Consider the following 18,384-nt stretch of genomic DNA (forward strand, 5'->3'; position numbering starts at 1 on the left):
GGAGACGAGGGCGGAAGACTTCATAGATCGAGACCTGGGTGGGACGGGCTGAGATACAAGAAAAGCCGCCCGAAGGCGGCTGATTTTGTGCGCCCGGAGGGATTCGAACCCCCAACCTTCTGATCCGTAGTCAGATGCTCTATCCGTTGAGCTACGGGCGCAGACCGTTGGTAAGCAGTGCGTGTGCTCTGCTGTGCAACGAGAATTTACTATACCCACGGTACGGAAAACTAACAAATCGCCTGTTCACCCGGTGTTTACCTGGCTGGAATGAGGGCGGTTAGGATCGGTTTTCCCGCTATCTAAAAATTCAGCCAGCACAGTAACGGATGTAGCCATTCCCTAATGACGCTGGTACTCTTTAGGGAATGGCTACGGACTCCGCTCTGGAACTAGATGGACAGGCCGAAGATTGGCACTGCCAGCAAGTACACCGTCAGGGTGATGAGGACGATGCCGATGATATTGAGACCAAGGCCACCCTTGATCATCTCGCCAATCTTGACGTAGCCAGAGCCATAGGCAATGGCGTTCGGCGGGGTGGCAACTGGGAGCATGAATGCGCAGGTTGCCGCGAGGGCCACCGGAATGGTGAGGAGAAGGACGTTGATATCGCCATCGGCAGTAAGCCCCACACCCACGGCGACGCCACCCATAATCGGAATAAACGTAGCCGCCGTCGCCGTATTGGAGGTGATCTCCGTCAGGAAGAGCACCAGCGCAGCCACGGCAGAGACGATGAGGACAACGGGCAGGACGCTAAGCCCCTTGGCCATTTCACCAATCCACAGGGACAGGCCGGAGGAATTAAAGACCGAGGACAGCGACAGGCCACCGCCGAAGAGCAGGAGGACGTCCCACGGCATTTCATTGGCCGTCTTCCAGTCCAGCAAACGGATGCGGCGCTGGTTATCCGCGGGGAGGATAAAGAGCAGGATGCCGGCGGCAATGCCCACGATGGCATCGTCGTAGTTCTCAAATTCCTTGAGCACCAGCGGCAGGGTAACCCAGGCTGCGGCGGCGAGGATGAAGATGATGCCGGTCATGATTTGGGGGCGGGTCCAGGGGCCGAGGGCTTCAATTTCGTCGTTGATAAGCTCGCGGCCGCCTGGAATATCCTTCATCTCCGGCTTGAAAACGGTGATGAGCAGTGCCCAGGCAATCAGCAAGAAGATTGCTGCAAGCGGCACACCGACCGCCATCCACCGCCCGAAGCCAAGGGTAACGCCCCAGGTATCGGCCATATATGCGTTGAGGAAGGCATTCGGCGGGGTGCCGATGAGCGTACCCAGCGAACCGATGGAGGCGGAATACGCGATACCCAGCATCAGTGCCGTGGCAAACTTCTTCTGTTTATCCCAGCCGCCTACAGTTTCCGCGGTCAGTGCCAGCACCGAGGTGCCGATCGGCAGCATCACCACTGCCGTAGCGGTATTAGATACCCACATGGACAAAAAGCCGGTGGCCAGCATGAATCCCAAGATCAGGCGCTTGGGCGAGGTACCGATGATCTTCACCACGTACAGCGCTAGGCGGCGGTGCAAGTTCCAGCGCTGCAAAGCAAGCGCAATAAGGAAGCCACCCATGAACAAGAAAATGGTGGCGGAGGCGTAAGGGGCGCCTACTTCTTTAATCGTGCCCACACCGGCGAGCGGGAAAATGACCAGCGGCAGCAGCGCGGTAGCGGCGAGCGGAATCGCCTCGGTCATCCACCACACGCCCATCAAGATGGTTACGGCAGCGACGGTGCGGATGGCGCTGAGCGTGTACTCGGCTTCCGGATCTGCACCCGCAGAGCCCTGTACGGTCTCGATCGCATTCGAGGGGAAGATAAAGAAGACCAGTACGGCCAAACCCAAGCCGATGAAAAGGCCGATGAACTGGCGGCGCCACTCGCTGCGCGGCGCTCCGGGGGCCTCGTCACCTTCGGTGTGGGCGGTAGATTCGTGAGTATGCGGGGTGGTCATACCGCGCGCTCCTTCACTTAGAGAGGATTGTGCTGTGGGATATGCTCCGTATTTCCCAGTTTATTAGCTAGGCCGAAGCAGCAGACCGAAAGTTATCCAGTTCACTGCGAAGCATGCACTGACCATACAAAACATGTGACGCAGAAACCATATCCCGCCACACGCAGTCACCCCCGTACCCCCGTAGAGCACACACCGCACCTGCCCGAAACCGGAAATTCCCCCACCACTTCCTCACCCCCGAACCGTAGCGAGGCGTGCTAGATGCCCAGCACGGTCTTGGCAATCAGGAAGTAGATAATCAGGCCCGTGGCATCGCAGAAGGTAGAGATGAAGGGGTTGGAAAAGACCGCCGGATCGGCGCCGATGGTCTTAGCCACGATGGGCATAAGCCCGCCGACGGTCGCGGATATGGAACAGATCAAAAACAGCGTTGAGCCGATGACGAGGCCGATACTTAGGCCATAAACCAGGGTGGCCAGCGCCAGGCCAGCTAGTCCCAGCACAGCGCCGAGCAGCATGCCGACGCGCAGCTCGCGCCACATGACGGCGAGGAGGTCGCGCGTGCGGACGTCGCCCAGCGCCAAGGCACGCGTCACCGTGGTCGCCGCCTGGTTGCCGGTATTTCCACCGGTGCCGGTCAGCAGCGGAATAAAAAGCGAAAGGACCACGGCCTTGGCCAGTGTGTCTTCAAAGGAATCCAGCACCTGCACCGTTAGCAGCGCAGAGACAGCCAGCACGAGCAGCCACACGATGCGCGAACGCACCAGCTTAAGCAGCGGCGTGGAGAGGTACGGCTGCTGGAGGGCCTCGGTACCGCCGGCGCGAGCGGAGTCCTCGCTGTCTTCTTCCTCTACGATGTCGGTGGCGTCATCCCACGTCAGCAGGCCAACAAGGCGGTGCGACTCATCCACAACGGGCAGCGCCAGCATATCCAGCGGCAGGAACCACCGCGCGGTTTCCTCCGCATCATCGCCGGCCTGGGCAAAGACGGGTTCCTGCATAATATCGGCCATGGTGAGCGCGGCATCGGCAGTAAAAATCTCGCGCAGGCTGACCACGCCTACCAAGCGCCGATCCTCGCGGGTAATGGGCACGGTATAGATGGTCTCTAGCTCGTGTGCGGTTTCCCGCAGCTTGTACAGGGCATCCCGCACGCTCATCTCTGGGTGGATGACGGGAACCTCGGGCGACATGCGGCGGCCCACCGATCCCTTGTCATAGCCCAGCACCACGCCCGTGACATCACGCTTGGATTGCGTCAGCGAGCGCAGCAGGCGATCCGCGATTTCCGCGGGCAGCTCATCCAACAAGGCCACGCGGTCTTCCGGGTCGAGCTCATCAAAGAACTCATAGACATCGGAATTTCCCAGCTCATCGATGATATCCGCCTGGTGCTTAGCATCTAGGGCGTCAAAGACGGCGATCGACTTTTGGCGCGGCAGCAGGCGCAGGGCCAGCGCCGCGCGGATGGCATTTTGCCGCTCGACGACGGCGATGAGATCCTGCAGCGGCACCCTACCCAAAAGTTCTTGCAGGCGCGGGGCCTTCTGTGGATCGATGGCGTCTTCTTGCTTCAGCCACGCCTCGACGATATCGCTAGCCTGCTCGGTGGTCTCCGCCATCGCCCTGCCCTGCCTTTCTTGCCTCTGGGATTTAGCTCCCTGAGTATTAATTACAGCCCATTTAGACTACGCCATGCTGCAGGGAATGCCGCTAGCTGGCAACCTGCCGGTGACCGGTTACCTCAAGGTGCGGCGTATCCCCGTCCAACGTGAGGTTTCCGGTGAATTCTTGGGTAGCGCAGCAGGCCGGGTCATCGTCAGCATAGGCACGCCAGGTAACGGTGACCGTGTCTTTGGTCCACTGCAGCTGCTGGATATGCCCGCGCGCTGGTCGCATTCCCTCGCGCTCCCAATCATCCACCTTGGTGATGTAGTTCAGGTCGTTGTCATAGATAAGCAGGTTATCCGGCCATCCCGTACCGCCCTGATTACAGACGTAGGTAATGACGGCTTCGTCCCTGCCATCGCCGTTGATATCCGCGTAGGCGCCCTTCGGCGTATCGTCCTGATTCAACTTCAGGCCCGCCGCGGCGACGTCGAAAAGCATCCCGGTCTTAAGATGCTGTGGCAGCTGGCCACCTTCCAAGTTGCCCGCTTGGTTATCGCACAACGCCGGCACCCACAGGGAATCGAGGGCCTCTACCGGGATGATTTTATTTTCCCCGCCGCCCTCGGTGCCCTTGTCTGCATCGTTTTCATCTTTAGCCGCTGCGGCTTCGGTGGTGGTTTCTACTGCTGGGGAGCCCGTGGCCGAGGACTCAGTCTCGGCTTCAGTATCGGACGCGGCCGCCGCAGAGGTGCTCGGGGCGGTGCCGGTGAAATTCGGCTTATCCGCGGGCCCGGCGGACTCAGGGGAATTGGAACACCCACCCAAGGCGGCGACGGCGGTCGCCGCGAGGACGACAAGAGGGAGAGATAGGGATTTAGGCATAGGCATAATATACAGCGACACGGTTCCCCGAGCCGGGTGAAAACCTAGAAGAAAAGGCCCCACAGTGCGAAGGAGGCCAGCAGGGACACGAGTCCCGCGGTGCTCGCAAGGATGACCGCGTGCGGGAGGGAGCGGTGGGCGGATAAGGCGGCGTCGACAAGCGAGGCACGCTGCCACACCGCCAAGGCCAACGCCACAACGCCGGCGGCGAGAAAAACCAGCGGCAAAAAGACATGCACGCTTACCGCCCGCATTACGCCCAGCACCACCAAGGACAACGCCAAAAGGGTGCGCTGCCACGATAGGCGGGTGCGTTCGGGCTGCAGGCCGGGATCAAAAAGTGGGCTAGCCAAGGAACTCGCCCACTACGAGCGCGCCCGCTACCACCATGATCACCACGACGAGCACCGGGATAGCAAAGCTAAAGGGCAACGGGCGTTCCTCGCGCATTGCGCGTTCGGACTGCTTCCAATGCACCCACGCCACCAGCGGCAGAATAATGGCGACGACCAGCATGAATACCGACACCGCAGAACGCAGACCGGCCGGCAGCGGAACGTCAAAGGCCTCGAGCGCCACGCCGCCAGCAATCAACGCCAAAGACGTGCGGATCCAAGCCAAAAACGTGCGCTCATTAGCGAGCGTGAAACGCGGATCAGGGTCGGTGCCAACCGCAAACACCGAGCGGGGAAACCTCGAGTCACTCATGTCCACCACCTTATATTCATTTTCGGTTTGAGTCCCAATAAAGGCGCACTGCGCAGCATCCTCCCGTATTCTCAACAGTGCAGGCCAGCCCCTACGCGAAGGAGCACCTCGCTATGTACCTGCCCCAAAGCCCCCTGCAATTCGATACTTCGCCGGGCCTGCGCTTCGCGCGTGCCGCCCGCATCGCGGGCGTACACAAACCACACCCACACCCCAAGCGCTCGGCCCTGCGTGAGGCCATTGCCGCCGCCGGTCCGGCGCCCGGACGCAATGCCTCCCTATCCCTCTTTATGGTCGTAGGGATGGTCTTCGGGCTAACTGGCATCCTCACCTCCGCTTTTCCTCTGGTGCTGCTGGCTGCCCGTGCGCCCCTTATTGGATTCTCCTTGCTCGGGATAATCCTTTGTGCAGCTATCTGGGGTATCCGCCGCGCATTGTCGTACCGCAAGCGAATCCAGCAGGCCTGGGATAATAACTGGCTAGTCTTCTACCCGGCCCTAGTAGGAAACCTGGTCAAACGCGGTTCCGAAACCAGCAACGGCAAGACCACCTATATGTACAGCACCTGCCTCATGGTGCTGCGCCCCGATGGCGGCACCGACATAGTAGAAGGCCTGAGCGCCACGGGCCTGCCGAGTCCCGCTCAATTGGAAAGCTCCGGCACCTGCCTAGCTGGCCACCCGGATGAGCTACGCGTGGATTTTGAACATAATAATGGCTGGACCCTCTACGCGGTGATAGACGGCGCCCCGATCGATTCCGGCACCATCGGCCATGGCTTAACCCACGAACAGATTGCCGCCGCCCTTACCGTAGCTGAACGCGACTGGGTGCCCCGCTTCATGAATTAAGGAGCACCACCAGGCACCACATCTAAGTTCACCGCCTGCACGCCGCGAGGTTATAGTCGGGCCCATGATTGAAGTTGCTGCCGTAGTTTTCCGCAATTCCTTGGGGCATGTTCTCACCGTACGCAAGGAATCCTCCACCAAGTTCCAGTTACCTGGAGGCAAGCTTGAGGCTGGCGAAACCCCCGCACAGGCCGCAGCCCGCGAGGTCGCAGAGGAAATCGGTGTGGAGGTCCGTCTCCCGGAGCTTTCCCCGCTCGGAACCTTCGACGCGCCGGCCGCCAACGAACCCGGAGAAACCGTGCGCGGACGCATCTTTACCTATCCGCGCCCCGTCCTTGCCCGCGCTGCCGCAGAAATTGCCGAAATCGCGTGGGTAGACCCGACCAACCCGGATCGCGAGCTCGCCCATCTCTTGCGTGACGAGGTCTTTCCTGCCCTAGAATCCTAAGGCCCCGCTTAGTCTCTTGGGAATTTCCTATTGCGGCTCTTAAGAGGGCAACCTAGAGTTATTTTCATCAGAATTGAGTGATGAAAGGACTGACCCCCATGCCGCAGCAATCCACACCGGGACCTATCGTGACGATTACTTTCCTCGCCCTAGGAGTCATTAGCTCTGTTATCGCCATTCTCATGGTGCCTGCCCTCTTCCACGAGGTCACTTCCCTACGCGCTGCGGCTTTTACCGGAAGCTTCATCTTCGGCGTTGGCATGCTCACGCTCTTCCGCCGCTGCGCCAAGTACCAGCGCAAATAGCAGATTTCTCCGCTGCACGGAGCCGACGAGAATAGAAAACGCGAATTAAAAAATCCCGAGCGCGCTCGCTCGGGATTAGATGGCGGAGATGAGAGGATTCGAACCTCCGGACCCCAGAAGGGTCAACTCCTTAGCAGGGAGCCCCATTCGGCCGCTCTGGCACATCTCCACGGTTCTCAAGGAACCTCGTTTGAGAATACCTGCCTGCCCCGCTGCTGCCAAACTAGCCCCCTGCTTTCCCGCCCGCAGCAAAGACGCAGGCCCTAAAGTGGGAGGCATGATTCGCCCAGACCTGAAAGCCATCCCCGCCTACGCCGCCGGCGCGCGCAACGATGACGCGCTCAAGCTCTCCTCCAACGAGGCCGCGCACCCGCCGCTGCCGGAGGCGGCTGCGGCCATGGCGGAGGCCGTGACGAAGGCTAACCGTTACCCGGATATTGCGGCCACCGCGCTGCGCGAGGACCTCGCCGCGCACCTAGGTGTGGATCCCGAGCAGGTAGCGGTGGGCACCGGATCGTCGGCGCTGTGCCAACAGTTGGTAGAAATTGCCGCTACCCCTGGTGAAGAAGTCCTCTTCCCGTGGCGCTCCTTCGAGGCCTACCCCATCTTCGCCCAGGTAGTCGGCGCCCACCCCATCCCGGTTCCGCTAGGTGCAGACCAGCGCGTGGATCTGCCGGCCATGGCGCAGAAGATTACGGACAAGACCCGGCTTATCTTCGTGTGCAACCCCAATAACCCGTCCGGCACCACGGTGACCAAGGACGAGTTCGCCGCTTTCATGGATGCCGTGCCTGCCGACGTCCTCGTTGCCCTCGACGAGGCCTATATCGAATACAACCGCGCCACCAACATTCCGCTGGGTACGGAGCTAGTGGGCACCTATCCCAACCTGGTGTGCCTGCGCACCTTCTCAAAGGCTTATGGCCTGGCCGGGGTGCGCATCGGTTATGCCTTTGGCCCGGAAAATATTATTGAGGCCCTCAATAAGGTGGCCATCCCCTTTTCCGCCAGCACCGTGGCGCAGGTTGGCGCCCGCGCAGCCCTGGCAGCGCAGGATTCGCTGCGGGAGCGCACTGATGAGGCCGTCGCCCAGCGCGAGCGCCTAGAAGAAGCCTTGCAGGACTGGGGAGTGCCGCATTCCGAGGCAAACCATGTCTGGCTGCCGGCCGCGAATCTGGCCCGCCTTGGTACCCCGCAGGAAGTGGCCGCTCGCCTGGCCGAACGCGGCGTGCTCGTGCGCGCGTTTAGCGAAGGCATACGCATTACCGTGACCACCGAAGAAGAAACCGACACCCTGCTGCAGGCGTGGAACGCAACCATAGGAGGCTAAATGCGCTCACTCATCAACTTTGCCCTGAATGTCTTTGCCATCGCGGTGGCGCTGTGGGCGGTAGTTGCCGTCATTCCCGGCATCACCATCACCCCAGCAGAGACCGGCAACTTCATCGCCATCGCCATCGTCTTCATCATTATTAATGCCGTGGTCATGCCGGTCCTGCGCGTCCTCGGCGCGCCGCTGACCTGCCTGACGCTCGGACTTTTCTCCCTCGTCATCAACGGCGCCGCGCTCATCATCGTGGAGTGGACGCTCAATTCCCTGGACCTGGGAATCGGCCACCTCGTCATCGACTCCTGGGGCGCCGCGATCATCGGCGCCATCGTGCTGTCCATAGTCAGCAGCGTCATCAACTTCTTTACTAGCCCGCTGCGGCAGCGCGACTAGCCGCCCGCAAACGGCGGCAGGACGTCCACCCGGGTAACACCAGCCAGCGGGGAATCCATGGCGGTGTTCCCGGCGCCGTCGATAAGAAAGCTACAGCGCCCCAAGACCTCTTTCAGGCTCATGCCGGCCTCGGTGGTGCCGGTATGCTCCTCGCTCAGCTGCGCCACCAGATCACCCAAGGTGGCGGGGGCTTCTACCTGCTCAGAAGCCACGCCCGCAGCGGCGCGGGCGGCGGCGAAATAGTGAACGGTCAACATGCCCTCTACTATGCCCCGCACGCCCATGCCATGTCGAGACCGCGGGTAAACTAGCCGCCATGCGCACACCCGAGACTCACGCGCGCGAGGTCGCAGCGGCCCTGCCCGCACGCCAAGCCACCACCGTGCCCCTCACCCAGGCGCAGGATATGGTTCTAGCTGCAGACATACACGCCGGCTTCCCCTCCCCTCGCTTTGATAACTCCCAGATGGATGGCTACGCCCTCCCGCAGTGCGCGGCCGGGACCTACCCGGTGGGCCCCACCATCGCGGCCGGCACGGAGCCCGCCCAGGTACTCGACGGCCCGCTTGCCAGCGCCTGCCCCATCATGACCGGCGCCAAGGTGCCGGATGGAACTGCAGCAATCGTGCCCATCGAGCGCTGCGAACCACAAGAATTCCTCTCCCCGGGCGGCCGCATCACCGTGCCAAAGACGTCGCCAGGCCAATTCATCCGCCGCACCGGCTCGGACCTGGAAGAAAGCGCCCTCCTCGCCGCCCGCGGCGATAAGCTCACGCCGGTGCGCTTGGCCGCCCTCGCTTCCCAAGGAATCGACGAGGTAGAGGTCTACCGCCCCGCCCGCATCCTCATCTGCACCGGCGGCGCGGAAATCGGCCACGGCAGCGCCGCCATTCCGGATGCCAATGCGCCACTCTTAACGGCAATGGCCCGCCGCGCCGGCATCGACGTCGCGGGCTATATCACTACCGACGATGACCCGCAGGCCCTAGAACTAGCCTTCACAGAAGCCATCGCGCAGCACCGCCCGGACGCCATCATTACCTCAGGCGGAATCTCCGCCGGGAAATTTGAAGTAGTCCGCCAGGTGCTCGATGGCTGGTTCGGCCATGTGGACCAGCAACCCGGTGGCCCGCAGGGCATCGCCACTTTCCACAACACCCCAGTGATCTGCTTGCCCGGAAACCCCATTTCCACGTTGGTAAGTTTCCGCCTCTTCGTCGCGCCTGCGCTCGGCTGGGCACCAGAGCCTTTCCACGTCCCCCTGGCCGCGGGCATCGAGGGCCTCCCGCACAAGGACCAATTTCGCCGCGGGCGCGTCGATTCCCACGCCCATATCCTCGGTGGTGCCAGCTCCCACCTGCTCGCCCAAGCGGCAGACGCCACCCATCTCATCCGCATCCCTGCCGGTCAACGCCTTGAAGAAGGCCAGGAAGTGGAGGTTTACCCACTATGAGCGCACAGCGCACCGCCATCGTCATCGTCGCCTCTACTCGCGCCGCCGCGGGCATCTACGACGATCGCTCCGGCCCCATCGCGGTGGATTTCTTGCGCCGCAAGGGCTTTGACTGTCCCGACGCACGCATCGTCCCCGATGCCGAAATCGCCGCCGCCGTTGCCGCCGCCTTCGCCGAAAAGCCCGCGGTCATCCTGACCTCCGGCGGCACCGGGCTGACGCACGATGACCGCACGGTAGAGGCCGTCGCCCCACATATCACCCGCGAGCTGCCCGGCATAGCGGTAGCCTTCTGGCAGAAGGGATTGGAAAGCGTACCCACCGCGGTAGCCTCCCGCGCCATCGCCGGCGTCAATGACTCCACCTTTGCCATGACGCTTCCCGGTTCCACCGGCGGGGTAAAAGACGGCTGCGCGGTTTTGGAAGAATTAATCGTTCCGATCGTCGATATGTTAGAAGGAAAACATGAGCACTGATCCCTCCTATGTGGCCGAGCAAACCGGTTGCACCATTGGCACGCTTCTGAGCGATCAACCCCTTGAATCCCTCCTTGCCGCTGCCAAGGAAGAGGCCGCCACTGCCGCCATGGGTGCCGTCGTCACTTTTGAGGGCATCGTCCGCGATCACGATGGCGGCCGGCCGAATGTCACCCTTCTTTCCTATAGCGCCCACCCATCCGCGCCGGAGAAGCTACAAGAAGTCACCGATTCCGTCGCTGCCAACCACCCAGTGCGCCTGTGGGCCGCCCACCGCACGGGGGATCTCAAGGTCGGCGACCTCGCCTTTGCCGTAGTAGCGGCCGCCGCGCACCGCGGCGATGCCTTCCGGGCCGCCGAGGAATGCGCCGATCGGGTCAAGGCGGAAGTCCCCATCTGGAAGGAACAAAGCCACGGCGATGGCTCCACCAACTGGGTGGGTCTGGAATGAGCATCCGCTATGCCCGCCAGGAAGCGCTCTGGGGCGAGGAAGGCCAGCGCAAGCTCAGCGACGCGCACGTAGCGGTCATCGGCGCCGGTGGCCTGGGATCCCCGGCCCTGCTTTACCTCGCCGGCGCGGGGGTGGGCCGCATTTCGCTTTTCGACGACGACGTGGTCTCCCCCTCCAACCTGCACCGCCAAGTCATCCACACCACCGCCGCCATCGGTACACCGAAGACGGATTCCGCCGCGGCCGCCGTCCGCGCGCTCAATCCAGAGGTGGGCATCACCTGCCACGGCCGCCTCGAATCGGCGACGGCCCTAAAACAATTGCGCGGCTGCGATCTCATCCTCGACGGCACCGATAATTTCGACGCCCGCTACCTCAGCTCCTGGACCGCCCACGAGCTCGGCATCCCGCACGTATGGGCCTCCATCCTCGGCTTCGATGCACAGCTCAGCGTTTTCTGGTCCGGCCACGGCCCCGTCTACGAGGATGTCTTTCCTACAGCTCCCGCACCCGGCGAGGTTCCCTCCTGCTCGCAGGCCGGAGTCCTCGGCCCAGTGGTCGGCGTTGTCGGGTCAGCCATGGCGCTCGAAGCCCTCAAACTCATCACCGGCGTAGGCACCCCACTCATCGGCACGCTCGGCTACTTCGACGCCCTATCGGGTACCTGGGAATACATTCCCCTCCGGTCCACCGGCGCACAACCCACCCAGCCTGCCGACGCCCCCGAGGTCCGCGAGGTTCCCCCACACGCCCCCCTTATCGACGTCCGCACCTCCCCCGAGCGTGCCCAATCCGCCATCCCCAATTCCACGCACTTTGAGCTCGACCGCATCCTCGCCGGCGAAGATCCCCACATCGAACCAGATGCTGCGGCCGTTATCTACTGCGCCAGCGGCATCCGCTCCGCTCAGGCCGTCGATGTCCTCCGCAAGCGCGGCTTCCCCTACGTCGTGTCCTTGCGCGGCGGCATCAATTCCTGGCTCGAGCAGCACTAGCCAATTGCTCCGTGAAAGGACCGCTGCCTAACGGTCGATTTTGGTCTTATGCTCCTTATTTCGCGCAAAAAGGAACCATACAAGCGGCCCCAGGAATGGGTAAGCAAATGCTGCCATCACCAGCAATACCTTGACGCCTACGCTATATCCCGAACGGATGATGGAAATGAGCGAGGCCACCCAAAAGACCAACAAGGCGATGACGATGACGGCTCCTAGCCCGCTCCACAGCCAGTCATACGATGCCGGTATCTGGTCCTCGGCCAAGTAGGAAATGTAATTTGTCATAATCGCCTCAAGGTTAACGGTGTTTGCAAGTCCGTAACTCAAGGTAGGAGCTCAATGTAAACGCTTTATGGCTCCTGACTTAATCTTCACTGTCTCCCGGCGCATCCGTCCCAAAACGTGAGTAGGCACCCTACCGAATCGGTAGGGTGCCTCAATACTGCACTCCCTCACTCAGAAGCTATAAGCTTCTATGCTCCTTTAACTTAGAAAGGAAGCTTAGGCAGCTGCGGAAGCTGCGGCAGCTGCGGAAGCTGCGGCAGCTCCAGGTTCAGCTGCTTGCCCAGGAACGGGAAGATAGCAGCGATTGCGCCCAGCACGCCAACTACGATGCCAGCGATGCCCAGCGGGGACAGCTTGGAGGAGCTGTCGTTGTCCTTAGGATCCTGCTTCGGGGTCTCGGTCTCTGCCGGAGCCGGGGTGTCTTCCTGGTTCTTGTTGTTGATAGCTGCGATGAGCTGCTCCAGCAGCTCCTGCTGCTTAGCGGACTCCTCAGCGCGCTTCTCTTCCTGCTCCTTCTGAGCCTCGTCCTGTGCGGTCTCCTTCAGCTGCTGAGCGATGATCTTGTCATCCTCGTTGGAGACCTTCTTAACAGCCTCTTCCCAGTCACGCTCGGAGTCGATGGCCTCGTATGCCTTACGCTGTGCGTCTTCCTTCATGGCGTCGTAGACCTTCTCTTCGCCTTCCTTTGCCAGGGAGCCGTCGAAGTTATCCAGGTCGCCGTTCCAGCCCTTCAGAGCCTTGACATCAGCGTTCTGCAGGCGAGCGGTGGTGTCGTTGATAGCAACGTTCAGGATGCCGTTAGAACCACCGGTGATGAGTTCAGCGTAAGCGGTACGCAGGGTCTTGGTCTGACCGTCGATGACAACGTTCTTGTTCTCCGGGGACTCACGCAGCTCAATCTCGCGGGTGGAGACAGCGAAACGTGCCTCGAGAGCGCGCAGGACGCGAACCTGAGCGAATGCACGGTTCAGGAAGCCCTGGCGAACCAGAACGTCGGACTTCTGAGCCTCGCGGGAAGCATCCTTAGCAGCTGCAACAGCCTCGTCGTAAGCAGCCTGAGCTGCCTCTACCTTGCCCAGCTCATCCTTGGTGGTGGAGATCAGGGTCTCCAGCAGACCGATGTAGTCGCGCGGGATGAAGTCGCCTGCTGCCTGGTCTGCGTCGCGCTCACCAGCGTGGTCGTATGCGCCTTCGTAGGTCTTGAGTGCAGCCTTGAGGTCAGCAACGGAACCGGTTGCCGGAACCTGCAGGTTCGGCTGGCCGCCCTGCTGGCCCTCAGCGTTGGCAGCCTTTACGGCCGGAGCGATAGCGGAAACAGCAGCAGCCTCAGCAGCGTTCAGCGCAGCCTTCTTGGAGTCTGCGTTGTCCCAAGCCTTGTTAGCTGCCTCGTCCTTCTCCAGTGCGTAAGCAACGGAAGCACGTGCGTCCTGTACGTTCTGCTCAGCCTGTGCCAGCTGCTGACCAGCCTTCTCAGCCTCGCGCTTCAGGTTCTGGAAAGCAGCCTCTTCGGATGGGTCGAGTCCGTCGGTAGCTGCCTGTGCAGCGTTGTGGTACAGGTCGTACCACTGGTTGTGGTTCACGATGTAGTTCGCAGTTGCGTCGGTCTTGTTCAGCAGGTCACGCTCGGAAACGTTGTTAGCAACTACACCCTTAGCAGCGGAGTTGTCAGCCTCGTTGAAGCCGCCACCGATGGTGTTAGAAACAGCGTTGTCTTCTGCGAAAGCGGGAACAGCCAGACCGGAGATACCGGTAGCAACTGCAACAGCGCCGGCGAGAGCGGCGGTACGAACACGGTTCTTGAACATATTTTCCCCTAAAGAGAGTTGAGTTTGGGTCAGTGAGAATTATCTTTCGATAACCGTCGTGTAGGGCGACGCGAGCGATGTTCCAACGAATGAACTTCTCATTCTCAACATTTAGTGCAGCTTTTGTCGCTGGAAATGACACTATCCAACAAGCAAGCTCGCTTCCAGCCCTATCCAATCGCGTTGGCAGGTATTTTTCAGGCAATCCAGGCGGGAAACACTCCATTATTGCTGGTCATTGCACACAGAATTGGAAGGCCCTGGAAAAATTGGAACCACAGTCCGCGTGACAATTGTGAATAATGAGACGTAGTTTTACCCCCATACGGGGAGTGCATAATTTATTTCTTTTTATACATTCTCGATCTGTCACAGCCGGGCTACCTCTTCCAAGAAAGCACTTCAGGCTACCCGGACCAGTCACAAAGATGGCTACTGCAGATCTGTATGCAGGGACTTTGTTTTCATCCTTTCTAATGCTGACTTAAGAGCCACTTAGCTTTCCCTCTATCTAAGTTGCATTTTTGCATACCTTCTAGCGCAAACTATGCACTCAATTGCACCTTCACCAGCACCAATGTATCTAGTGGTGCAGGATTTGATTTGACATATAATCTCACAGGACTCTTAGGTGGCCCATTCTCTTTCTAATACTGAATAGGCAAACGTATTAAAGAACTAATACATGCCGTCGAATGGGAATTCTAATACCTCATATCCGACGGCCAGTTTGACTGTTGACGGCTCAACTACCGGGCTCGGATTTACGTAATAGAAATTCCCATTTGGTTGCGCTATGGCATCGTCACTGCCTTAAGCCGGCACGCAATAGAAAAAGCACAGTCCCTAGCCATCACTGACTAGGGACTGTGCCTGCAGCGGAGACGGCGGGATTTGAACCCGCGGAGGTATTACCTCGCCGGTTTTCAAGACCGGTGCATTCGGCCGCTCTGCCACGTCTCCATGATGTTCTTCGAAAACACCCATCGTGCCTACGAAGCAACTTGGTCAGTGTACTAAATAGATAGCCCGGTTTCCCAAAAAGCCACCTGCAGCACTGAATGTCCCCGCAGGATACCCCGAATTTCGTGGCACAGGACACACCAGGTTCGTTAGATTGGATCCATGACTACAACACACATGAAGGCCATCGTTCAGACCGACCCGCAGGATCGTCGGTCCTTAGAGCTCCACGAAGTCGATGTCCCGCAGCTGCGTCTAGGCGAAGTGCTTGTGAAGGTGCAGGCAGCAGGCGTTAACCGCGGCGATATCCTGCAGACGATGGGTGCCTATCCGCCACCACCGGGGGCGTCGGAAATCTTGGGCTTAGAAGCAGCAGGCACCATCGCCGATGCCGGAGATACGAACTGGGAGGTAGGCACCGAGGTGGGCTGCCTGCTTGCCGGTGGTGGCTACGCCGAATACGTCGCGGTTCCGCAGGGCCAGCTGCTTCCCGTGCCTAAGGGTTTGAGCGTCGAGGAAACTGCAGCAGTGGTTGAGGTCGGGTGCACCGTGTGGTCCAACCTGGGCATTGAGGCGGGCCTTCACGAAGGCCAGCGCGTCCTCATCCATGGCGGGGGCGGCGGCATTGGCACTTTTGCCATTCAGGTAGCCAAGGCGCTCGGCGCAGAGGTGGCGGTTACGGCTGGCTCGCAGGAGAAGTTGGAGCGTTGCCGCGAGCTGGGCGCCGATATTCTCATCAACTATAAGGAGCAGGACTTCGTAGAAGAGTTGAAGGGAAGCTGCGATGTCATCTTGGACATCATCGGCGCGAAATATCTGGAAAAGAATATGAAGTGCCTGGCTAAGGACGGCAAGCTCATCATCATTGGCATGCAGGGCGGCACCAAGGCGGAAATCAACTTGGGCGCCATGCTGCCCAAGCGCCTGACCGTCCAGGGCACGACGCTGCGCGCCCGCGACTTAGAAGACAAGGCACAGATTGTGGCGGGCACGGTAGAAAATGTATGGCCCATGTTGGAAGACGGCCGCGTAAAGCACGCGCTGCACGCCACTTACCCGCTTGCCGACGCCGCCCAGGCCCACACCGCCCTAGACAGTGGCGAGGTCACCGGCACCTTGGTGCTTACCGTTTAAGCCAGCGAGGCTACGACGCGGATGAGATGCTCAACGTCGTGATAGGTGTTGAACGGGCCGAGCGCAACGGTTACGGCGCCGCCGATTTCTTCCACGCCCATCTCCGTGAGCAACGGGGTCTGCGGGGCAAGCGTGGTAACAAGGCCGTTATCAAAGAGGCGCTTGTGCACGGTCTCGGCCGGAACACCCTTTACTGCGAAGGTGAGGCGCGGCAGGCGATCGTCGGAGGCGCCCGCGGCCGCCTCCCCGGTCACGCCAAGAATATGCACGGCGGGCAGGGTGCTCAAGAAGGAATAGAGGTCAGCGCGCAGATCCTCCAAGTAGACGCTGAGCGCATCCATGGAGGTGCGCAGGCGCTTGCGGCGCGAGCCGCTCTCCCCACCGGCGAGGGCGGCAAGATGGTCCACGAGCGGTCCGACACCGCCGGCCAAGCCAGAGGAAATGGGTGTTTCCAGCTTGCGAGAACCCTTGCCGGTATGCACCGGATCGAGGGCGTCGAGGCGGCGGAACATGCGGGTATCGCGGAAGACAAGCGCCGCTAGCTGCGGTCCGCCCAGCAATCCCAGGTCGAGGCCTAAGATATCGGCGCCGAGATCATCAAAGTTGATGGGGCGGTAGGGAGCGATCGCAGAGACGTCGAGAAGCGTCCAGGCGCGGGAGCGCTCATGGACGGTGTCAATGATCTCAGCGGCCGGGGATACCGTACCCAAAAGCTCGTGCGCGGCGGAGAAGGCAACGAGGCGCGTGGAGCCATCGACCAGCTCGGCAAATTGGAAACCTGGCAGCTCACCCGTGCCCAAGTCTGGCTGGGCCCAGCGGGTTTCTGCCTTGACCTCAGAGAATGCCGAGTACAAAGACGGCGGATCCAGCTTGGAGAGCACCACCGAGGAATTGCTGCCCAATAGCGGACGGGCCGTCTGCGCCAAGGACTGGTACAACACGGGCAAGGACGGGCCAAGCACTACGCGGTCTGCCTTGGACCCGGTCAGATCCGCTACAGCCATGCGTGCGGCGGTGTAATTACCATCGCCTTCCAAACGGCCCGGCGCGGGCGTGGCGGAGTGGGCGCCGCCTGGGCCCTCCTGGGTGGCCACTGCGGTGGACATCCGGAAGGATCGCGCCACGCCGGAGGCGACGCGCTCAGAAATTTGGGGCACCGCGTGCGCGTTGAGGTAGGTCCAACCATCAGATAGCCCGGTGTATAAACCGCGCACACTGAATACGTCGTAGTGTGCCGAAGCTCCTGCTGGCATTACGGTCCCCTTCTTTATCGCGCTAGGCATCGCCACACAGTGGCGGTCGGTTCCCTACTGTATACGCGTTTGGCCCAAGTTTCCCAAATTTGAATTTTCGCTGGATATCGCTGTTTTCGCAGGCTGGCGGCGTGTAGTTCCCGTTTGCCCAGCCCGCGCGCTAGGGTGTTGAGCGTGCAAGATAACAATCAACTGCGCGCTGATATCGCCCGCATGACCTCCCAGCCAGACGGCGAGGCCACCCCAGCGTCCCAGTCCGAGACCCTCAAGGCCGCCTTCGCGGACCTGGTGCAGGGTGCACAGCAGCGCGAGCTGTGGTTCAAACTGGGCATTCAAGATATTAAGCAGCGCTACCGCCGCTCTGTCCTGGGCCCGTTTTGGATCACCATCGCCACCGGCGTGATGGCCCTTGCCTTGGGCCTGTTGTATTCCATGCTCTTCCAGATTCCCGTCGCAGAGTTCCTCCCCCACGTCACCGTGGGCCTTATTATGTGGACCTTCATCTCGGGTTGCATCAAGGAAGGCTCCACCGTCTTCATTGACAACGAGGGCTTGATTAAACAGCTCCCCGCCCCGCTGTCGGTGCACGTTTACCGCTTGGTGTGGCGCCAGACGCTGTTTTTGGGCCATAACCTCATCATCTGGTTGCTGCTCATCCTTATCTTCCCGCGCAACTTGGGATGGGAGTTCTTCCTCTTCCTCCCTGGCTTAGCATTGTTGCTGGTCAACGGCGTGTGGGTCACGATGTTCTTTGGCATCATCGCTACCCGCTTCCGTGACGTCGCTCCGTTGCTAGAAGCACTCACCCAGCTGCTGTTTTACGTCACCCCGATTGTGTGGATGACCAATACCTTGAAGGACCAGGGCGGTGCGGTGGCCGGCCGCGCCCGCATCGCTGAGATCAACCCGCTCTACCACTACCTGGAAATCGTCCGTGCGCCCATGATCGGCGAGCCGGTGGCCGCCTACCACTGGTGGATCGTCATCGGCTGCACCGTTCTCGGCCTGCTCATCGCCGGCTTGGTCATGCGCAAGTGGCGCTTCCGCGTCAGTTACTGGGTTTAAGCC

General features: G+C 60.7%; 20 protein-coding genes and 3 tRNA genes. 11 read left to right on the top strand and 12 right to left on the bottom strand.

What is annotated here, in order from left to right:
- Window positions 1–88 precede the first annotated feature (88 nt).
- The 6 genes from CORTU0001_RS10230 to CORTU0001_RS10255 all read right to left on the bottom strand — a co-directional run bounded on the left by CORTU0001_RS10230 (window position 89) and on the right by CORTU0001_RS10255 (window position 5,171).
- Window positions 89–161 (bottom strand) — tRNA-Arg (locus CORTU0001_RS10230).
- 231 nt (window positions 162–392) lie between these two features.
- Window positions 393–1,967 (bottom strand): SLC13 family permease, encoded by a 1,575-nt coding sequence (locus CORTU0001_RS10235; RefSeq protein ID WP_005323181.1) that lies wholly within the window; start codon window positions 1,965–1,967, stop codon window positions 393–395.
- Window positions 1,968–2,227: 260 nt separating this feature from the next.
- Window positions 2,228–3,592 carry a magnesium transporter gene (gene mgtE, locus CORTU0001_RS10240; protein ID WP_005329721.1) on the bottom strand — a complete coding sequence of 455 codons (1,365 nt, stop codon included), beginning with the start codon at window positions 3,590–3,592 and terminating at the stop codon, window positions 2,228–2,230.
- 91 nt (window positions 3,593–3,683) lie between these two features.
- The gene (locus CORTU0001_RS10245) at window positions 3,684–4,463 is read right to left on the bottom strand and encodes an LppP/LprE family lipoprotein (protein WP_244262114.1); all 780 of its coding nucleotides are present in this window, start codon (window positions 4,461–4,463) and stop codon (window positions 3,684–3,686) included.
- Between the two features lie 44 nt (window positions 4,464–4,507).
- Window positions 4,508–4,816 (bottom strand): DUF202 domain-containing protein, encoded by a 309-nt coding sequence (locus CORTU0001_RS10250; RefSeq protein ID WP_005323186.1) that lies wholly within the window; start codon window positions 4,814–4,816, stop codon window positions 4,508–4,510.
- Window positions 4,809–5,171, bottom strand: coding sequence for a YidH family protein (locus CORTU0001_RS10255; RefSeq protein WP_034668755.1), 363 nt, complete (start codon window positions 5,169–5,171; stop codon window positions 4,809–4,811). Before CORTU0001_RS10255 ends, CORTU0001_RS10250 begins: the two co-directional genes overlap by 8 nt.
- Before the next feature lie 113 nt (window positions 5,172–5,284).
- Here CORTU0001_RS10255 and CORTU0001_RS10260 point away from each other — a divergent pair, with 113 nt between their 5' ends.
- The 3 genes from CORTU0001_RS10260 to CORTU0001_RS10270 all read left to right on the top strand — a co-directional run bounded on the left by CORTU0001_RS10260 (window position 5,285) and on the right by CORTU0001_RS10270 (window position 6,775).
- Entirely contained in the window at window positions 5,285–6,022 is a 738-nt protein-coding gene (locus CORTU0001_RS10260; protein WP_005329725.1) for a hypothetical protein, read from the top strand.
- A 64-nt stretch (window positions 6,023–6,086) separates the two neighbouring features.
- Window positions 6,087–6,470 (top strand): NUDIX hydrolase, encoded by a 384-nt coding sequence (locus tag CORTU0001_RS10265; protein WP_005323190.1) that lies wholly within the window; start codon window positions 6,087–6,089, stop codon window positions 6,468–6,470.
- 80 nt (window positions 6,471–6,550) lie between these two features.
- Window positions 6,551–6,775, top strand: coding sequence for a hypothetical protein (locus CORTU0001_RS10270; RefSeq protein WP_034668758.1), 225 nt, complete (start codon window positions 6,551–6,553; stop codon window positions 6,773–6,775).
- 80 nt (window positions 6,776–6,855) lie between these two features.
- Here the strand turns inward: CORTU0001_RS10270 and CORTU0001_RS10275 are convergent.
- Window positions 6,856–6,944, bottom strand: a tRNA-Ser gene (locus CORTU0001_RS10275).
- Between the two features lie 108 nt (window positions 6,945–7,052).
- On the opposite strand from CORTU0001_RS10275, the gene hisC reads away from it, so the two are divergent.
- Both hisC and CORTU0001_RS10285 read left to right on the top strand, forming a co-directional pair.
- Window positions 7,053–8,105 (top strand): histidinol-phosphate transaminase, encoded by a 1,053-nt coding sequence (gene hisC, locus CORTU0001_RS10280; protein ID WP_005329730.1) that lies wholly within the window; start codon window positions 7,053–7,055, stop codon window positions 8,103–8,105.
- Window positions 8,106–8,498, top strand: a complete 393-nt coding sequence (locus tag CORTU0001_RS10285) for a phage holin family protein (protein ID WP_005323193.1) — start codon at window positions 8,106–8,108, stop codon at window positions 8,496–8,498.
- On the opposite strand, the gene CORTU0001_RS10290 is transcribed toward CORTU0001_RS10285, so the two are convergent.
- Window positions 8,495–8,755 (bottom strand): MoaD/ThiS family protein, encoded by a 261-nt coding sequence (locus CORTU0001_RS10290; RefSeq protein WP_005329732.1) that lies wholly within the window; start codon window positions 8,753–8,755, stop codon window positions 8,495–8,497. The genes CORTU0001_RS10285 and CORTU0001_RS10290 overlap by 4 nt on opposite strands.
- Before the next feature lie 59 nt (window positions 8,756–8,814).
- Here CORTU0001_RS10290 and CORTU0001_RS10295 point away from each other — a divergent pair, with 59 nt between their 5' ends.
- The 4 genes from CORTU0001_RS10295 to CORTU0001_RS10310 are packed head-to-tail and all read left to right on the top strand — an operon-like array spanning window position 8,815 to window position 11,873.
- Complete coding sequence (locus tag CORTU0001_RS10295) at window positions 8,815–9,951, top strand: molybdopterin molybdotransferase MoeA (protein ID WP_005329733.1); 1,137 nt, start codon at window positions 8,815–8,817, stop codon at window positions 9,949–9,951.
- Window positions 9,948–10,427 (top strand): MogA/MoaB family molybdenum cofactor biosynthesis protein, encoded by a 480-nt coding sequence (locus CORTU0001_RS10300; RefSeq protein WP_005323196.1) that lies wholly within the window; start codon window positions 9,948–9,950, stop codon window positions 10,425–10,427. Before CORTU0001_RS10295 ends, CORTU0001_RS10300 begins: the two co-directional genes overlap by 4 nt.
- Window positions 10,417–10,878: a molybdenum cofactor biosynthesis protein MoaE gene (locus tag CORTU0001_RS10305; protein WP_005323197.1), complete on the top strand. Its 462-nt coding sequence runs from the start codon at window positions 10,417–10,419 to the stop codon at window positions 10,876–10,878. The genes CORTU0001_RS10300 and CORTU0001_RS10305 overlap by 11 nt, the downstream gene beginning before the upstream one ends.
- Window positions 10,875–11,873, top strand: a complete 999-nt coding sequence (locus CORTU0001_RS10310) for a ThiF family adenylyltransferase (RefSeq protein ID WP_005329734.1) — start codon at window positions 10,875–10,877, stop codon at window positions 11,871–11,873. The genes CORTU0001_RS10305 and CORTU0001_RS10310 overlap by 4 nt, the downstream gene beginning before the upstream one ends.
- A gap of 27 nt (window positions 11,874–11,900) precedes the next feature.
- Here CORTU0001_RS10310 and CORTU0001_RS10315 read toward each other — a convergent pair whose 3' ends face one another.
- From CORTU0001_RS10315 to CORTU0001_RS10325, 3 genes are all read right to left on the bottom strand, one after another.
- Window positions 11,901–12,161: a hypothetical protein gene (locus CORTU0001_RS10315; protein WP_005329736.1), complete on the bottom strand. Its 261-nt coding sequence runs from the start codon at window positions 12,159–12,161 to the stop codon at window positions 11,901–11,903.
- 203 nt (window positions 12,162–12,364) lie between these two features.
- On the bottom strand, window positions 12,365–13,966 hold the full coding sequence (locus CORTU0001_RS10320) for a hypothetical protein (protein ID WP_005329737.1): 1,602 nt from the start codon (window positions 13,964–13,966) through the stop codon (window positions 12,365–12,367).
- An 879-nt stretch (window positions 13,967–14,845) separates the two neighbouring features.
- Window positions 14,846–14,929: transfer RNA gene (locus CORTU0001_RS10325), tRNA-Ser, on the bottom strand.
- Window positions 14,930–15,106: 177 nt separating this feature from the next.
- Here CORTU0001_RS10325 and CORTU0001_RS10330 point away from each other — a divergent pair.
- On the top strand, window positions 15,107–16,063 hold the full coding sequence (locus CORTU0001_RS10330; protein WP_005329739.1) for an NAD(P)H-quinone oxidoreductase: 957 nt from the start codon (window positions 15,107–15,109) through the stop codon (window positions 16,061–16,063).
- Here the strand turns inward: CORTU0001_RS10330 and CORTU0001_RS10335 are convergent.
- Window positions 16,060–17,316 (bottom strand): aminotransferase class V-fold PLP-dependent enzyme, encoded by a 1,257-nt coding sequence (locus CORTU0001_RS10335; RefSeq protein WP_005329740.1) that lies wholly within the window; start codon window positions 17,314–17,316, stop codon window positions 16,060–16,062. The two genes, CORTU0001_RS10330 and CORTU0001_RS10335, sit on opposite strands and share 4 nt — an antisense overlap.
- Window positions 17,317–17,529: 213 nt before the next feature.
- Here CORTU0001_RS10335 and wzm point away from each other — a divergent pair, with 213 nt between their 5' ends.
- Window positions 17,530–18,381, top strand: a complete 852-nt coding sequence (wzm, locus tag CORTU0001_RS10340) for a galactan export ABC transporter permease subunit Wzm/RfbD (protein WP_050776609.1) — start codon at window positions 17,530–17,532, stop codon at window positions 18,379–18,381.
- The last annotated feature ends 3 nt before the right edge of the window (window positions 18,382–18,384 follow it).

This window comes from Corynebacterium tuberculostearicum SK141, from assembly GCF_000175635.1.
GTDB classification, from domain to species: domain Bacteria; phylum Actinomycetota; class Actinomycetes; order Mycobacteriales; family Mycobacteriaceae; genus Corynebacterium; species Corynebacterium tuberculostearicum_C.

Excerpts from the sequence above, each read along its gene's own strand:
- CORTU0001_RS10235 (WP_005323181.1), bottom strand. The coding sequence starts at position 1,967 with ATGACCACCCCGCATACTCACGAATCTACCGCCCACACCGAAGGTGAC.
- mgtE (WP_005329721.1), bottom strand. The coding sequence starts at position 3,592 with ATGGCGGAGACCACCGAGCAGGCTAGCGATATCGTCGAGGCGTGGCTG.
- CORTU0001_RS10245 (WP_244262114.1), bottom strand. The coding sequence starts at position 4,463 with ATGCCTAAATCCCTATCTCTCCCTCTTGTCGTCCTCGCGGCGACCGCC.
- CORTU0001_RS10255 (WP_034668755.1), bottom strand. The coding sequence starts at position 5,171 with ATGAGTGACTCGAGGTTTCCCCGCTCGGTGTTTGCGGTTGGCACCGAC.
- CORTU0001_RS10260 (WP_005329725.1), top strand. The coding sequence starts at position 5,285 with ATGTACCTGCCCCAAAGCCCCCTGCAATTCGATACTTCGCCGGGCCTG.
- CORTU0001_RS10265 (WP_005323190.1), top strand. The coding sequence starts at position 6,087 with ATGATTGAAGTTGCTGCCGTAGTTTTCCGCAATTCCTTGGGGCATGTT.
- CORTU0001_RS10270 (WP_034668758.1), top strand. The coding sequence starts at position 6,551 with ATGAAAGGACTGACCCCCATGCCGCAGCAATCCACACCGGGACCTATC.
- hisC (WP_005329730.1), top strand. The coding sequence starts at position 7,053 with ATGATTCGCCCAGACCTGAAAGCCATCCCCGCCTACGCCGCCGGCGCG.
- CORTU0001_RS10285 (WP_005323193.1), top strand. The coding sequence starts at position 8,106 with ATGCGCTCACTCATCAACTTTGCCCTGAATGTCTTTGCCATCGCGGTG.
- CORTU0001_RS10290 (WP_005329732.1), bottom strand. The coding sequence starts at position 8,755 with ATGTTGACCGTTCACTATTTCGCCGCCGCCCGCGCCGCTGCGGGCGTG.
- CORTU0001_RS10295 (WP_005329733.1), top strand. The coding sequence starts at position 8,815 with ATGCGCACACCCGAGACTCACGCGCGCGAGGTCGCAGCGGCCCTGCCC.
- CORTU0001_RS10300 (WP_005323196.1), top strand. The coding sequence starts at position 9,948 with ATGAGCGCACAGCGCACCGCCATCGTCATCGTCGCCTCTACTCGCGCC.
- CORTU0001_RS10305 (WP_005323197.1), top strand. The coding sequence starts at position 10,417 with ATGAGCACTGATCCCTCCTATGTGGCCGAGCAAACCGGTTGCACCATT.
- CORTU0001_RS10310 (WP_005329734.1), top strand. The coding sequence starts at position 10,875 with ATGAGCATCCGCTATGCCCGCCAGGAAGCGCTCTGGGGCGAGGAAGGC.
- CORTU0001_RS10315 (WP_005329736.1), bottom strand. The coding sequence starts at position 12,161 with ATGACAAATTACATTTCCTACTTGGCCGAGGACCAGATACCGGCATCG.
- CORTU0001_RS10320 (WP_005329737.1), bottom strand. The coding sequence starts at position 13,966 with ATGTTCAAGAACCGTGTTCGTACCGCCGCTCTCGCCGGCGCTGTTGCA.
- CORTU0001_RS10330 (WP_005329739.1), top strand. The coding sequence starts at position 15,107 with ATGAAGGCCATCGTTCAGACCGACCCGCAGGATCGTCGGTCCTTAGAG.
- CORTU0001_RS10335 (WP_005329740.1), bottom strand. The coding sequence starts at position 17,316 with ATGCCAGCAGGAGCTTCGGCACACTACGACGTATTCAGTGTGCGCGGT.
- wzm (WP_050776609.1), top strand. The coding sequence starts at position 17,530 with ATGACCTCCCAGCCAGACGGCGAGGCCACCCCAGCGTCCCAGTCCGAG.